The sequence below is a fragment of the Vibrio sp. V42_P2S4T144 genome, from assembly GCF_009904715.1.
Lineage (GTDB): Bacteria > Pseudomonadota > Gammaproteobacteria > Enterobacterales > Vibrionaceae > Vibrio > Vibrio alginolyticus.
This window is the reverse complement of record NZ_WXWS01000324.1, coordinates 1-14,274: the sequence shown is the minus strand read 5'-3', so window position 1 is coordinate 14,274 and position 14,274 is coordinate 1. Positions and strand designations below refer to the sequence as shown.

General features: G+C 46.7%; 12 protein-coding genes and 1 other RNA gene. All 13 read left to right on the top strand.

The features are described from left to right. The coding region (gene rsmI, locus CAG68_RS11280) for a 16S rRNA (cytidine(1402)-2'-O)-methyltransferase (protein WP_161441155.1) at positions 1–825 on the top strand (825 nt) is incomplete at its 5' end. A gap of 167 nt (positions 826–992) precedes the next feature. After that, an RNA gene (gene rnpB, locus CAG68_RS11275) (RNase P RNA component class A) lies at positions 993–1,423 on the top strand. Positions 1,424–1,598: 175 nt separating this feature from the next. Then, complete coding sequence (rsmH, locus tag CAG68_RS11270) at positions 1,599–2,549, top strand: 16S rRNA (cytosine(1402)-N(4))-methyltransferase RsmH (protein WP_005372918.1); 951 nt, start codon at positions 1,599–1,601, stop codon at positions 2,547–2,549. Positions 2,550–2,554: 5 nt separating this feature from the next. Beyond that, a complete protein-coding gene (gene ftsL / locus CAG68_RS11265; RefSeq protein WP_005387405.1) occupies positions 2,555–2,872 on the top strand; it encodes a cell division protein FtsL in 318 nt (105 codons plus the stop codon). Continuing rightward, positions 2,869–4,662: a penicillin-binding transpeptidase domain-containing protein gene (locus CAG68_RS11260; RefSeq protein ID WP_086046525.1), complete on the top strand. Its 1,794-nt coding sequence runs from the start codon at positions 2,869–2,871 to the stop codon at positions 4,660–4,662. Before ftsL ends, CAG68_RS11260 begins: the two co-directional genes overlap by 4 nt. Positions 4,663–4,724: 62 nt before the next feature. After that, positions 4,725–6,206, top strand: a complete 1,482-nt coding sequence (gene murE, locus CAG68_RS11255) for a UDP-N-acetylmuramoyl-L-alanyl-D-glutamate--2,6-diaminopimelate ligase (protein WP_115385726.1) — start codon at positions 4,725–4,727, stop codon at positions 6,204–6,206. Beyond that, the gene (locus tag CAG68_RS11250; protein ID WP_161441154.1) at positions 6,203–7,567 is read left to right on the top strand and encodes a UDP-N-acetylmuramoyl-tripeptide--D-alanyl-D-alanine ligase; all 1,365 of its coding nucleotides are present in this window, start codon (positions 6,203–6,205) and stop codon (positions 7,565–7,567) included. The genes murE and CAG68_RS11250 overlap by 4 nt, the downstream gene beginning before the upstream one ends. Beyond that, positions 7,567–8,649, top strand: a complete 1,083-nt coding sequence (gene mraY / locus CAG68_RS11245; RefSeq protein ID WP_005372931.1) for a phospho-N-acetylmuramoyl-pentapeptide-transferase — start codon at positions 7,567–7,569, stop codon at positions 8,647–8,649. Before CAG68_RS11250 ends, mraY begins: the two co-directional genes overlap by 1 nt. A gap of 39 nt (positions 8,650–8,688) precedes the next feature. Next, on the top strand, positions 8,689–10,002 hold the full coding sequence (murD, locus tag CAG68_RS11240; protein WP_086046526.1) for a UDP-N-acetylmuramoyl-L-alanine--D-glutamate ligase: 1,314 nt from the start codon (positions 8,689–8,691) through the stop codon (positions 10,000–10,002). A gap of 18 nt (positions 10,003–10,020) precedes the next feature. Next, positions 10,021–11,217, top strand: coding sequence for a cell division protein FtsW (gene ftsW / locus CAG68_RS11235; protein ID WP_005372933.1), 1,197 nt, complete (start codon positions 10,021–10,023; stop codon positions 11,215–11,217). Continuing rightward, a complete protein-coding gene (gene murG / locus CAG68_RS11230) occupies positions 11,204–12,271 on the top strand; it encodes an undecaprenyldiphospho-muramoylpentapeptide beta-N-acetylglucosaminyltransferase (RefSeq protein ID WP_031781122.1) in 1,068 nt (355 codons plus the stop codon). Before ftsW ends, murG begins: the two co-directional genes overlap by 14 nt. A 23-nt stretch (positions 12,272–12,294) precedes the next feature. Further along, positions 12,295–13,752, top strand: a complete 1,458-nt coding sequence (gene murC, locus CAG68_RS11225) for a UDP-N-acetylmuramate--L-alanine ligase (RefSeq protein ID WP_161441153.1) — start codon at positions 12,295–12,297, stop codon at positions 13,750–13,752. A gap of 192 nt (positions 13,753–13,944) precedes the next feature. Beyond that, positions 13,945–14,274: FtsQ-type POTRA domain-containing protein (locus tag CAG68_RS11220; RefSeq protein WP_161441152.1), on the top strand; the 330-nt coding region annotated here is incomplete at its 3' end.

Genomic DNA, 14,274 nt, shown 5'->3' with positions numbered 1-14,274 from the left:
CTCTATATCGTACCGACTCCAATCGGAAATTTAGCGGATATCACCCAACGTGCTATCGAAATTCTGTCGACTGTGGACATCATTGCCGCTGAGGATACTCGACATACGGGCAAATTACTGTCTCACTTCAATATTCAAACCAAAACTTTTGCTCTACACGACCACAATGAGCAGCAAAAAGCACAAGTTTTGGTAGAAAAGCTGCTTTCCGGTCAGTCTATCGCATTAGTTTCTGACGCTGGTACGCCACTTATCAGCGACCCAGGATACCATTTGGTGACAAAATGTCGTCAAGCGGGCGTTAGAGTTGTGCCTCTTCCAGGTGCTTGTGCGGTCATTACGGCGTTAAGTGCCTCTGGCTTGCCATCGGATCGCTTTAGCTTCGAAGGTTTTTTACCACCGAAAAGCAAAGGTCGTAAGGATAAATTCCTAGAGATTGCTTCGGTAGAGCGTACGTGTATTTTTTACGAGTCACCGCACCGTATTTTAGACTCTCTACAAGACATGTTAGACGTTCTTGGCCCAGATAGAGAAGTTGTGTTGGCAAGAGAGCTAACAAAAACCTTTGAAACCATTCAAGGCATGCCGTTAGGTGAGCTGATTGAATGGGTGAAAAGTGACGATAACCAACAGCGTGGTGAAATGGTATTGTTGGTACATGGCCATCGTGAAACAACAGACGACTCACTACCTGAAGATGCTTTACGCACGTTAGGGATTTTGACCAAAGAGCTGCCTTTGAAAAAAGCAGCTGCTTTGGTGGCAGAAATACATAACTTGAAGAAGAATGCGCTATATAAATGGGGCTTAGAAAACTTAGACTAAGTGCCGCTAGCGAGATAAATGGTAAATGAGGGCTGATGTTTAGGCATCGGCCTTTTTATTATCTATTTTTGGCCTGTTGACTAAAAAGTCATCACTTAGTGCATTCATTTCATCATATCTGTGATCTAACTAGACTCTGAAGTGAGAACTCTATACAATCCGCCCTCGGAGCTGACTGGGTAGTCGCTGCTTTGTTGATGTCCTTCGGGAGACTGACGTCGAAGTCCCTTTGGGAGACTGACGTTGACGTCCTTCGGGAGACTGACAAAGGGGAGGAAAGTCCGGGCTTCATAGAGCAAGGTGCCAGGTAACGCCTGGGAGGCGCAAGCCTACGACAAGTGCAGCAGAGAGAAGACCGCCGATGGCCCGTAAGGGTACAGGTAAGGGTGAAAGGGTGCGGTAAGAGCGCACCGGACGACTAGCAATAGTTCGTAGCAGGGTAAACTCCACCTGAAGCAAGACCAAATAGGCCTCCACATTGCGTTGCTCGCGTAAGGAGGCGGGTAGGTTGCTCGAGCCAGTGAGTGATTGCTGGCCTAGACGAATGGCTACCGCCGCGCAAGCGGAACAGAACCCGGCTTATGTGTCGGCTCCACCTATTCGAGACCCATCTCTACTTCGGTAGTGATGGGTTTTTTGCATTTAATTGACGCAAACTATGTCATTACCAATAAACTTGGTGTAAATCACGTCTAACTTTAGACTTGTGGTGGCGATGATGTAGGAAATCAGTACACTAAAGAATCGCTTCAAGATCATTCAACGAGAAAGCTATGACCGAAACCTTCCAACATATTTCCGTGTTATTAAATGAATCCATTGATGGATTAGCTATCAAACCAGACGGCGTCTATATTGATGGAACATTTGGCCGTGGCGGTCACAGCCGGACAATTCTATCTAAACTCGGTGAAAATGGCCGACTGTACAGTATCGACCGTGACCCTCAAGCGATCGCTGAGGCAGGAAAAATCAATGACCCTCGCTTCACCATTATTCATGGTCCATTTTCTGGTATTGCTGAGTATGCTGAAGAGTATGGGCTAGTTGGAAAAGTGGATGGTGTTCTGCTGGATTTAGGCGTTTCTTCTCCTCAGTTAGACGACGCAGAGCGTGGCTTTAGCTTTATGAAAGATGGTCCGCTAGATATGCGTATGGACCCGACATCAGGTGTTCCAGTATCTCAATGGTTGATGGAAGCAGACCTCGATGATATCACTTGGGTCATTCGCGAGTTTGGGGAAGATAAACATGCGCGCCGTATTGCAAAAGCGATTGTTGCCTACCGTGAAGATGAAGAAAATGAGCCAATGGTTCGCACAGGTCAGCTGGCAAAATTGATTTCAGATGCCGCACCGAAAAGTTTTAAAGAGAAAAAACACCCTGCGACTCGTGCTTTCCAGGCTTTTCGTATTTACATCAACAGTGAGTTAGAAGAAATTGATACAGCACTTAAAGGCGCGGCGAGCATTCTGGCTCCTGAAGGCCGTTTATCTGTGATTAGCTTCCACTCTCTGGAAGATCGTATGGTCAAACGTTTTATCCGTAAAGAGAGCAAAGGGCCTGAAGTGCCACACGGTATTCCAATGACGGAAGAGCAAATTCGTGCTCTTGGTAGTGCGAATATGAAAGCGGTGAGCAAAGCGATCAAGCCAAGCAAACAAGAAATTGAAATGAACCCTCGCTCGCGCAGCTCTGTGTTAAGAATTGCGGAAAAGCTTTAATTATTATGACGAAACCCACTCCTAATCTTGCTAAGTTGATTGCGACGGATCTCCTCACCGTTGGTCGCTGGCCATTACTGTTGTTGCTATTGATCGTGGCATCGGCAATGGGAGTGGTATTTGCTACCCACCATGCGCGTCAAGCGATCACTGAGAAAGATCACACGTTGGTTGAACGAGAACGGTTAGATAGCGAATGGCGTAACTTAATGTTGGAAGAAACTGCCCTCGCGGAACACAGTCGTGTTCAAGACCTTGCCAAAAAAGAACTTGAAATGAAACGACCTGATGGCGATAAAGAAGTGGTTGTCACGCTCAAATGATTAGAAAAAAATCCAACACGAAACAAGCCAATAAGCGTAAACCTGTAGCAAAAGAGAAAGCGGCTACGGGGGATAAGAAAACCGATAACAAAGCAGTGAAAGTGGCGGTCGAAGAATCTTTCTTGATTCGTTGGCGCTTCCATCTATTACTGTTTTTTGTTTTTTGTGCATTTGCCCTTTTGGTGGCACGCGTAGCCTACATCCAAATCATTGAGCCAGATAACCTGATTAAACAAGGTGACCTACGTTCGGTTCGTGTTAAATCCATTCCTTCTGCTCGCGGTATTATTTCGGATCGAAATGGTGAGCCGCTTGCTGTCAGTGTGCCGGTTGAGGCGGTTTGGGCAGATCCTGCCACTATATTTAAAGAAAACGCGTTAAGCCAGACCAAAAGTTGGCATGCATTAGCGGATGTTCTTGGTATTGACCGACAAGGGTTAATAGACAAAATTAAGCGCAATGAAAAACGTCGCTTTATCTACTTGCAGCGCCAGGTCAGTCCGGCCATGGCGAACTATATTCGTGAGCTAAAGCTGCCAGGTGTTGGCCTTAAGTCGGAATCTCGTCGTTATTATCCTGCAGGTGAGGTTAGTGCTCACTTAGTCGGTGTAACAGGCATTGACGGGCATGGCCTAGAAGGTGTGGAGCGTAGCTACGATGAGTGGCTCACTGGCGCGGCGGGTAAGAAAACTATTCGTAAAGATCGCTATGGTCGTGTTGTGGAAAACATTGCTTGGCAAGACAAGCAAGAAGGTAAATCACTTCAGTTAACCATCGATCAGCGCCTACAGGCGATTGCGTATCGTGCGATTAAGCAAGCCGTTGCGGACCACCGCGCTACTTCAGGTTCTGTTGTCATGTTGGATGTAAAAACGGGCGCCGTATTGGCCATGGTTAATGCTCCTTCTTACAACCCTAACAATCGTAGCGATTGGCAAAGCTATCAAATGCGTAACCGAGTGATCACGGACTCAATGGAGCCCGGTTCGACCATTAAGCCTTTCGTTATTTTAGCCGCCTTAGAAAATGGGATAGCCGATAAAGATACCATCGTAGATACCGGTAATGGTGTCCTACGTTTAGGTGGTAGTCGAGTCAGAGATGTCTCTCGCGTAGGCAAAGCGAGCTTGACCACGATCCTTAAAAAGTCGAGTAATATCGGTGTGACGAAGCTAGCAATGCAAATGCCGGTAGAGGCGCTTCTTGGGCTGTACAGTTCAGTGGGTTTTGGTGAGCTTTCTGGCCTAAACCTAGTTGGGGAAGTGACGGGTATTTTTCCTACACGAACTCGTTGGTCGCCAATTGAGCGCGCCACGATTGCGTTTGGTTACGGTCTATCAATTACACCAATCCAGCTAGCCCATGCTTATGCGACGCTTGGAAACCTTGGCAAATACGAGCCTATTCATATTATTGAAAGCAATGATCATGACATGTCACGTCAAGTGGTGAGTGCGAAGTATGCGCGTCAAGTATTAGACATGTTGGAAACCGTAACTCAAAAAGGGGGCTCGGCTCGCAGAGCGGCAGTTCCTGGTTATCGAGTGGGAGCGAAAACAGGTACATCACGTAAAGCTTCTGCTGGCGGGTATAGCGACGAGTACATCACCTACACGGCTGGGCTTGCTCCGGTTAGCGATCCGCGAATTGCTTTGGTGGTGATCGTAAACGAGCCTCAAGGTGATGACTACTATGGTGGTTCGGTAGCGTCTCCTGTCTTCTCTGAAATCATGAAAGGCGCGCTACAAATACTCAATGTTGCACCTGACGAAAACAAATTCCAACAGTAAGCCCTGTGGTTTACTGAGCAAACAAAATTAAGAAAACCTGAGCCAAAGCTCGGAGAACAAATATGACTAAAGCCATCAGTATGGACGTGCTGCTTTCCCCTTGGGTGGATTGCCCTAGCTTATCGTCCGTTCTTGTTTCTGAATTGGAGCTCGACAGCCGAAGAGTTCAACCTGGAACCACGTTTGTAGCAGTGATTGGCCATGTTGTGGATGGGCGTAAATTCATTGCCTCTGCAATTGAGCAAGGTGCAAATGCAGCCCTGGCGCAAGCCTGCGATGTCAAAACACATGGTACGGTGGAAATCATTGATGATGTTCCCGTCATTTACATCGATAGGTTGGACCAACGTTTATCCGCAATTGCTGGAAAGCTCTATGCTTACCCTAATATGGATTTGATTGGTGTCACCGGCACCAACGGCAAAACCACCATTACCCAGTTAATAGCGCAATGGCTAGAACTGCTTGACCATAAAGCGGCGGTAATGGGAACAACAGGAAATGGCTTCCTCAATAACTTGCAACAAGCTGCGAATACAACGGGGAATGCCGTTGAAATTCAGAAAACGCTCTCCTCTCTCGCAAATCAACAAGCCACATACACCGCGCTAGAAGTATCTTCTCATGGCCTGACGCAAGGTCGTGTCAAAGCATTATCATTTGCGGCGGGCGTGTTTACTAACTTAAGTCGTGACCACTTAGATTATCATGGCACGATGGAAGCGTATGCCAATGCAAAGCTTGGGTTGTTCACGCAACACCAATGTGAACGTGCCATTATCAATGTTGATGATGAAGTAGGTCATCAATGGGCGTCGCAGTTAAGTAATGCGATCGCTGTCTCGCTCAAGCCGAACACTGAATTTGAAAGCGCAATTTGGGCGACGGAAGTCAGTTACGCAGAGTCAGGGATTACTATTAAGTTCGATGGTAAATTTGGCTCAGGTGAATTGCACGCGCCTTTGATTGGTGAGTTTAATGCAACCAACTTAATGCTCGCTTTTGCGACCTTATTAAGCTTAGGTAAAGAGAAACAAGCGTTACTCGAAACTGCAGGTCAACTGCAACCTGTACTCGGCCGAATGGAGTTATTCCAAACTGAGGATCGTGCCAAAGTCGTGGTCGATTATGCCCACACTCCTGATGCTTTAGAAAAAGCGCTGCAAGCTTTACGAGTTCATTGTGAAGGCCAGCTGTGGGCTATTTTTGGCTGCGGTGGCGATCGCGATGCAGGTAAGCGCCCAATGATGGCGGAAATTGCAGAGCGACTAGGTGATAGAGTGGTGTTGACTGACGATAACCCACGCAGCGAAGATCCGGTTCAGATTGTGAAAGACATGTTAGCTGGGCTGTCAAAACCTGCTGAAGCGATTGTTCAGCATGACCGCTTCAAAGCACTGTCTTATGCCATTGAAAATGCTTCGCCAAACGACATTATCTTGTTAGCAGGGAAGGGCCATGAAGATTATCAGATTCGTAATGGCGAAACGATTCATTACTCCGACCGCGAGTCCGCAATGCAACTTTTAGGATTGACCTCATGATCAAAGTAACGTTATCTCAAATTGCAGACATCACTCGTGGTGAGCGATTCGGCGACGATCTACTTATCGACGCGGTTTCTACTGATACACGAACGATTGATCGTGGTGCTCTATTTGTGGCGTTAGTAGGGGAGCGCTTTGATGCGCATAACTTTTGCCAACAAGCGGTAGATGCAGGTGCCGGTGCTTTACTCGTGGAAAAACGCTTAGATGTGAATGTGCCGCAAATTGTGGTGTCGGATACCAAACTTGCATTGGGTGAATTTGCTTCTTGGGTGCATCAAGCATGCCAAACACCTACCGTTGCCATCACCGGAAGTTGCGGTAAAACGACCGTAAAAGAAATGGTTGCGAGTATCCTGCAATTGAAAGGCAAAGTGCTATTCACGGCGGGTAACTTCAATAATGATATTGGTGTTCCGTTGACATTATTACGCTCACAGCAGGATGATGATTATGCCGTGATTGAGCTTGGTGCTAACCATATCGGTGAAATTGCTTACACGACTCAGTTAGTAAAACCAGATATCGCGTTAGTGAACAATGTAGCCGCCGCTCACCTTGAAGGCTTTGGTTCTATCGATGGCGTGAAACAAGCCAAAGGTGAAATCTACCAAGGCCTTTCAGCTGGTGGTATTGCGATTGTTAACCTAGACAGCAATGGTGAAGCCAATTGGGATGAAGTGTTAGCAGATAAGAAAGTCATTACTTTTTCACAAAGTAATACTGATGCAGACTTCTTCGCTTCTAACATCGTATTGAACGCCGCAGGTGAAGCAAGCTTTGACTTACATATCGCAGCAAGCTCACAAGAAATTGAACTGTCTCTGGGTATTATAGGTCAACACAACGTTGCGAATGCGATCGCTGCTTCTATTATTGCGTTACAAATGGGCGCCACATTAGAAGAGGTTCGTGCTGGCCTTAAACATTTGAACAAAGTGAAAGGTCGCGTCGAGGTTGAAGCGCTGAGCGAAAAGATAAAACTGATTGACGACAGCTACAACGCGAGCGTGCCAGCCATGAAAGCGGCAGTTGATTTATTGGCCGCTTTCCCAGGTCAACGCTGGCTGATTTTAGGTAATATGGCGGAATTGGGCGAGGAAAGTCTTGCACTTCATCGTCAAGTCGGGGAACATGCTGCCCCACAAAAATTTGAACATGTTCTCACATATGGTGCAGACGCCAAGGTGATCAGTGATCTTTGCCAAGGCATTCATTTTGAGACGCACCAAGAGATGATTGAATACATCAAGCAGCATCTAGACCAAGCCGTTCCTGAAAACCATACGATATTGGTGAAAGGAGCGAACGGTGCACGTATGTTTGAAGTCGCTGCTGCTTTGAAGGAGTATTATTAATGATTATTTGGCTTGCCGAGCTGCTACAGCCATACCTGTCTTTTTTCCGATTGTTTGAATACTTGTCTTTTCGAGCAATCCTAAGCGTATTAACCGCTCTAGGTCTGTCATTATGGATGGGACCAATCATGATCAAGCGTTTGCAAATGCTGCAAATTGGTCAGGTAGTGCGTAACGAAGGTCCTGAATCTCACTTTAGTAAGCGTGGTACCCCAACAATGGGCGGTATCATGATCTTAGCGGCCATCTCAATCACGATTTTGCTATGGACAGACTTATCCAACCCTTACGTATGGGCGGTACTTACGGTCTTACTTGGCTACGGTGCGGTCGGATTTGTTGATGATTATCGTAAAGTGGTACGCAAAAATACCGATGGCTTGATCGCGCGTTGGAAGTACTTCTGGCAGTCGTTGATCGCGTTTGTCGTCGCTTTCGCATTGTATGCTTACGGTAAAGACACAGCAGCAACTCAGCTAGTGGTGCCATTCTTTAAAGACATCATGCCGCAGCTTGGTTTGATGTATATCATTCTGACTTACTTTGTCATTGTAGGTACAAGTAACGCGGTTAACCTGACTGATGGTCTAGACGGTTTGGCAATCATGCCAACGGTTCTTGTTGCAGCAGGCTTCGCGGTTATTGCATGGGCGACCGGTAACGTTAACTTCTCTGAATACCTTCATATACCATACTTACCACATGCTTCTGAGTTGGTTGTCGTATGTACAGCAATCGTCGGTGCAGGCCTTGGTTTCTTGTGGTTTAACACGTATCCAGCACAAGTGTTCATGGGTGATGTCGGCTCACTAGCGCTTGGCGGCGCGTTAGGCACTATTGCTGTTCTCGTTCGTCAAGAGTTGGTGTTGGTGATCATGGGCGGTGTGTTTGTGATGGAAACGCTATCAGTCATCCTGCAGGTAGGTTCTTACAAATTACGTGGTCAGCGTATTTTCCGTATGGCACCAATTCACCACCACTACGAATTGAAAGGTTGGCCAGAACCTCGCGTAATCGTGCGCTTCTGGATTATTTCTATGGTTCTTGTTCTGATTGGTCTTGCGACATTGAAAGTGCGTTAATCGCGCTTTCCAAGAACAAGATTTACAGTGTGATCAAATATGGAACGTTGGCAAAACATACATAGTGTTGTCGTCGTAGGGCTCGGTATTACCGGGCTCTCTGTCGTTAAACACCTAAGAAAAAATCAGCCACAACTTGTGGTCAAAGTCATTGATACTCGTGTAAACCCTCCAGGTGCAGAGCGCTTGCCGGAAAGTGTTCAACTGCATAGTGGTGGTTGGAATACAGACTGGCTTTCTGACGCGGATCTTATCGTGACCAACCCTGGTATTGCGCTAGCGACACCAGAGATCCAAGCCGTATTAGCAAAAGGTACGGCAGTAGTAGGTGATATCGAGTTATTCGCTTGGGCGGTGCAGAAACCCGTAATTGCGATTACGGGCTCAAACGGTAAGAGCACAGTAACCGACCTCACAGGTGTGATGGCTAAGGCTGCAGGTTTGGATGTTGGCGTTGGTGGTAACATCGGTGTGCCAGCACTGGATTTGTTAGAACAAGACGCAGATCTATATATACTCGAACTCTCGAGCTTCCAGTTAGAAACGACGTCAAGCTTAAAGCTCAAAGCCGCTGCGTTTCTGAATCTTTCTGAAGACCACATGGATCGTTATCAAGGCATGTCTGACTATCGACATGCCAAGTTGCGTATTTTTAACCATGCTGCTCTTGCGGTCGTGAACCGTGATGATCAAGAAACCTTCCCAGACGCAGAGATGCCATTGGTGACATTTGGCAGCGACAATCAGGACTTTGGTCTCGAGGTGGATGGCAACCGTACTTGGTTGCTCGATCACGGTCAACGAGTTGTCGCAAGTGATGAGCTTAAGTTGGTTGGTAAGCACAACTTATCTAACGCTCTGGTTGCTTTAGCGCTATTAAAAGCTGCGGATGTAAACTATCACAACGCATTGAATGCACTTAAAAATTACACGGGACTGACACACCGATGCCAGGTGGTTGCGGATAATCAAGGCGTCAAATGGGTGAATGACTCTAAAGCAACTAATATTGCCAGCACTATGGCTGCGCTATCTGGTTTGGAATCGACAGGCAAGCTCTACTTACTCGTTGGTGGTGTTGGCAAAGGTGCTGACTTCTCGCCATTAAAACCGATCTTCGCGACGCTTAACTTGCAACTGTGTTGCTTTGGCGCTGATGGCGATGAATTTATGCCACTGCATGAATCTGCAATACGTTTCGACACTATGGAAGATGTGATTCAACAAGTATCTTCGCAGTTAAAACCAGGTGATATGGTGATGCTGTCTCCTGCATGTGCTAGCTTTGATCAATTCGACAACTTTATGGCAAGAGGTGATGCTTTCGCTGCTCTTGCTCAGAAATATGCATAATTAAAGGTTACACACTTCGTGGGTTTAGGTAACGTTAAACGCAGTATTGGCAATTGGCTCAAGCATCCAGCCCCAGAGGCGATGTTTGATCGTCAGTTAGTGTGGATTGCACTGGGTTTGATGTTGACTGGTTTGGTCATGGTAACCTCTGCATCATTTCCAATCAGCTCTCGATTAACGGAACAGCCGTTCCACTTTATGTTTCGTCATGCGACGTTTCTCGTGCTGGCGTTAGGGACCTCCGCTGTTATTTTGCAAGTGCCTTTGCAAGAGTGGTTTAAGAAGAGCCATTACTTACTTTGGGCTTCTTTCGCACTGTTGATCATCGTGCTCTTGGCGGGTAAGTCGGTTAATGGTGCGTCTCGTTGGATTCCCCTTGGGCTGTTTAACCTTCAGCCAGCGGAAGTCGCGAAGCTATCGCTGTTTATCTTCATGTCTGGTTACTTAGTTCGAAAGCAAGACGAAGTACGACAAACCTTCTTTGGTGGCTTTATGAAGCCAATCATGGTGTTTGCCTTCTTCGCAGTATTACTACTTGGTCAGCCAGACTTGGGGACGGTCGTCGTGATGCTGGTCACGCTGTTTGGCATGCTTTTTATCGCAGGTGCAAAACTAACCCAGTTTCTCGCCTTGATGGTGGCAGGTATTGGTGCTGTCGTTGGTTTGATTCTCGTCGAGCCATACCGTATGCGACGTGTAACCTCCTTCCTTGACCCGTGGGAAGACCCGTTTGGTAGTGGCTATCAGTTGACTCAGTCTTTGATGGCGTTTGGTCGTGGTGAATGGTTCGGACAAGGTCTCGGTAATTCAATTCAAAAACTGGAATATCTACCGGAAGCGCATACCGACTTTGTGTTTGCCGTACTTGCTGAAGAGCTTGGTTTCGTAGGCGTAGTGCTGGTCTTAATGCTGATTTTTAGCTTGGTGCTAAAAGCGGTTTACATCGGCAAGCGTGCATTTGAAGAAGGCGAAATGTTCGGAGGTTATCTGGCTTTCGGAATTGGTATTTGGTTTGCGTTTCAAACCTTGGTTAATGTTGGAGCTGCCGCCGGTATTGTTCCAACAAAAGGTTTAACACTTCCACTCATCAGTTATGGTGGTTCTAGTCTAATAATTATGTCCGTCGCAGTGTCCATATTACTGCGTATCGATTACGAATGCCGCTTGAAACGCGAGCAACAACAATCAGAACAACAAGCTAATGAAACAAAATAAACGTTTGATGGTGATGGCTGGTGGTACTGGCGGTCACGTATTCCCAGGTTTGGCGGTAGCAAAACAGCTTCAAGAGCAAGGTTGGGAGATCCGTTGGTTAGGTACGGCGGATCGAATGGAAGCGGATTTGGTGCCAAAACATGGCATTGAAATCGACTTTATCAAAGTGAAAGGGTTACGAGGTCAAGGCGTTAAACGCCTTCTTGCAGCACCATTTCAAATTATCAATGCCATCATGCAGGCTCGTGCTCACATGAAACGCTGGCAGCCAGACGCAGTGCTTGGTATGGGCGGTTATGTTAGCGGCCCGGGTGGTATTGCCGCTTGGATGAGTGGTATTCCTGTTGTTCTGCATGAACAAAATGCAGTAGCAGGTTTAACGAACCAATGGTTATCGAAAATCGCTAAGAAGGTTTTTCAGGCTTTCCCAGGCGCTTTTCCAAATGCCGAAGTGGTTGGGAACCCAGTTCGTGAAGACGTGACTCAATTAGCAGCGCCAACTGAGCGCATGCAAGAGCGCCAAGGTCCAATTCGCATTTTGGTGATGGGTGGCAGCCAAGGCGCACGTATTCTTAACCAAACTCTGCCAGAAGTGATGTCGAAATTGGGCGAAGATTACTGTATTCGTCATCAAGCGGGTAAAGGTGCCGCCGAAGAAGTGAATGCAGCATACCAAGCTAATGGTGTGGTAAATGCAGAAGTAATGGAATTCATTGATGACGTTGCAGAAGCTTACGCATGGGCTGACCTTTTAGTTTGTCGCTCTGGAGCGTTAACCGTATCTGAAGTCTCGGCGGCAGGTGTAGGCGCTATTTTTGTTCCATTCATGCACAAAGACCGCCAGCAAGCACTTAATGCAGACCACTTGGTGGATTGCGGCGCGGCGAAAATGATTGAACAACCAGATTTAACCGTTGAGTCTCTGACTCTGCAGATCCAACAATTGGATCGCCAAGCTTTACTTACAATGGCTGAGCAAGCGCGTGGCGCTGCAAAATTGAATGCTGACCGAGTTGTCGCACAAGCCATTGTCGCTTTGACCGAAAAGCGTTAACCGAATTATTGAGAATAGAATTGATGACAATCCAACATACACAAGACTTAGCTCAGATTCGCGCAATGGTGCCAGAGATGCGCCGCGTGAAATCCATCCACTTCATCGGTATTGGTGGTGCGGGCATGAGCGGCATTGCAGAAGTGCTGTTGAACGAAGGCTACCAAATCACAGGTTCTGATCTATCAGAGAACGCTGTGACAGAGCGTTTGGTATCAAAAGGTGCGACGGTATTTATTGGTCATCAAGCCAGTAATGTAGAAAAAGCCAGTGTGGTTGTTGTGTCAACGGCGATCAACGAAGAAAACCCAGAAGTGATGGCGGCACGTGAATTACGCATCCCTATTGTACGCCGCGCAGAGATGTTGGCTGAATTGATGCGATTCCGTCACGGTATTGCCGTTGCGGGTACACACGGTAAAACCACGACGACCGCTCTTGTTACTCAAATCTATTCTGAAGCCGGTCTTGATCCAACGTTTGTGAATGGCGGTTTGGTGAAAAGCGCAGGTACAAATGCGCGTCTAGGCTCGAGTCGTATTCTAATTGCAGAGGCAGATGAAAGTGACGCGTCATTCCTGCACTTGCAACCAATGGTGAGCATTGTTACCAATATCGAAGCCGATCATATGGATACCTATGGTGGTGACTTTGAAACCTTAAAGCAAACCTTCATCGATTTCCTTCATAATCTACCGTTTTACGGCCAAGCAATTGTTTGCATTGACGATCCTGTGGTTCGAGAGTTAATCCCACGTATTAGTCGTCAAGTGATAACTTACGGTTTTTCTGAAGATGCCGACGTACGTATTGAAGATTATCGTCAAGAGGGGCAGCAAGGCAAATTTACGGTAGTACGTAAAGGGCGAGCTAACTTAGATATCACGCTGAATATTCCAGGTCGTCACAATGCATTGAATGCGTCTGCTGCGATTGCGGTTGCTACTGAAGATGACATTGAAGACGATGCGATCCTAAAGGCAATGGCTGGTACGCAAGGTACGGGAAGACGTTTCGATCACCTTGGCGAGTTTGATACTGGCAACGGTCATGCAATGCTTGTTGATGATTACGGCCATCATCCAACAGAAGTGGATGTAACCATTAATGCAGCACGCAGTGGTTGGCAAGACAAGCGTTTGGTGATGATTTTCCAACCGCACCGTTATAGCCGTACTCGTGATTTATACGATGATTTCGCGAATGTGCTAGAGCAAGTTGATGTATTGATCATGCTGGATGTTTACGCTGCGGGTGAAAAGCCGATTGCAGGGGCTGATGGGCGCGCTTTATGTCGCACAATTCGCAGCCGAGGCAAGGTAGATCCGATTTTTGTTCCAGAAATCGAGCAATTACCTTCAGTTTTAGCTAACGTTATACAAGACGGCGACCTAATCTTAACGCAAGGTGCGGGTGATATTGGTAAAGTGGCGAAACAGCTGGCAAGTCTTAAATTGAATATAAACAAGATGCTTGGCTGACACATATTGTTGACGCGAAGGACAGATAAAGACTCAGATCTCGATTTTGCGTCAATATCATTGTGATTTATTGCTATCAGTGTTTGATAGTTTACAAGAGCTCAGTATAATCCCAAGGTTAAAGTCAAGACTTTTACCTCTGCGTAATTATATGGGTAAAAAGTACACGACAAAAGTCAGGAAACGAAGACGTTGTTGAATATTGCACTGAATGACGAGCGACCAAATACGGGTAACAACCCTGGTCGTCAAGAAAAAATCTTGGGTGCGTTATTTTTCGTTGTGGTTGTGACTTTAATTAGTTCTGTTTTGTACGCGGCGATCAGTTGGATGTGGGATGACCAAAGGTTACCTCTCTCCAAAATAGTACTTCAGGGGAAACTGGAGTATGTCCAAGCTGACGATGTGCAGGCTGCATTTAGTCGAATTGATCACATCGGTACATTTATGTCCCAGGATATTGATGTATTACAGCAAAGTGTCGAAGCTCTGCCATGGGTAGCGCATGCCGCAATCCGAAAG

Excerpts from the sequence above, each read along its gene's own strand:
- rsmH (WP_005372918.1), top strand. The coding sequence starts at position 1,599 with ATGACCGAAACCTTCCAACATATTTCCGTGTTATTAAATGAATCCATT.
- ftsL (WP_005387405.1), top strand. The coding sequence starts at position 2,555 with ATGACGAAACCCACTCCTAATCTTGCTAAGTTGATTGCGACGGATCTC.
- CAG68_RS11260 (WP_086046525.1), top strand. The coding sequence starts at position 2,869 with ATGATTAGAAAAAAATCCAACACGAAACAAGCCAATAAGCGTAAACCT.
- murE (WP_115385726.1), top strand. The coding sequence starts at position 4,725 with ATGACTAAAGCCATCAGTATGGACGTGCTGCTTTCCCCTTGGGTGGAT.
- CAG68_RS11250 (WP_161441154.1), top strand. The coding sequence starts at position 6,203 with ATGATCAAAGTAACGTTATCTCAAATTGCAGACATCACTCGTGGTGAG.
- mraY (WP_005372931.1), top strand. The coding sequence starts at position 7,567 with ATGATTATTTGGCTTGCCGAGCTGCTACAGCCATACCTGTCTTTTTTC.
- murD (WP_086046526.1), top strand. The coding sequence starts at position 8,689 with ATGGAACGTTGGCAAAACATACATAGTGTTGTCGTCGTAGGGCTCGGT.
- murG (WP_031781122.1), top strand. The coding sequence starts at position 11,204 with ATGAAACAAAATAAACGTTTGATGGTGATGGCTGGTGGTACTGGCGGT.
- murC (WP_161441153.1), top strand. The coding sequence starts at position 12,295 with ATGACAATCCAACATACACAAGACTTAGCTCAGATTCGCGCAATGGTG.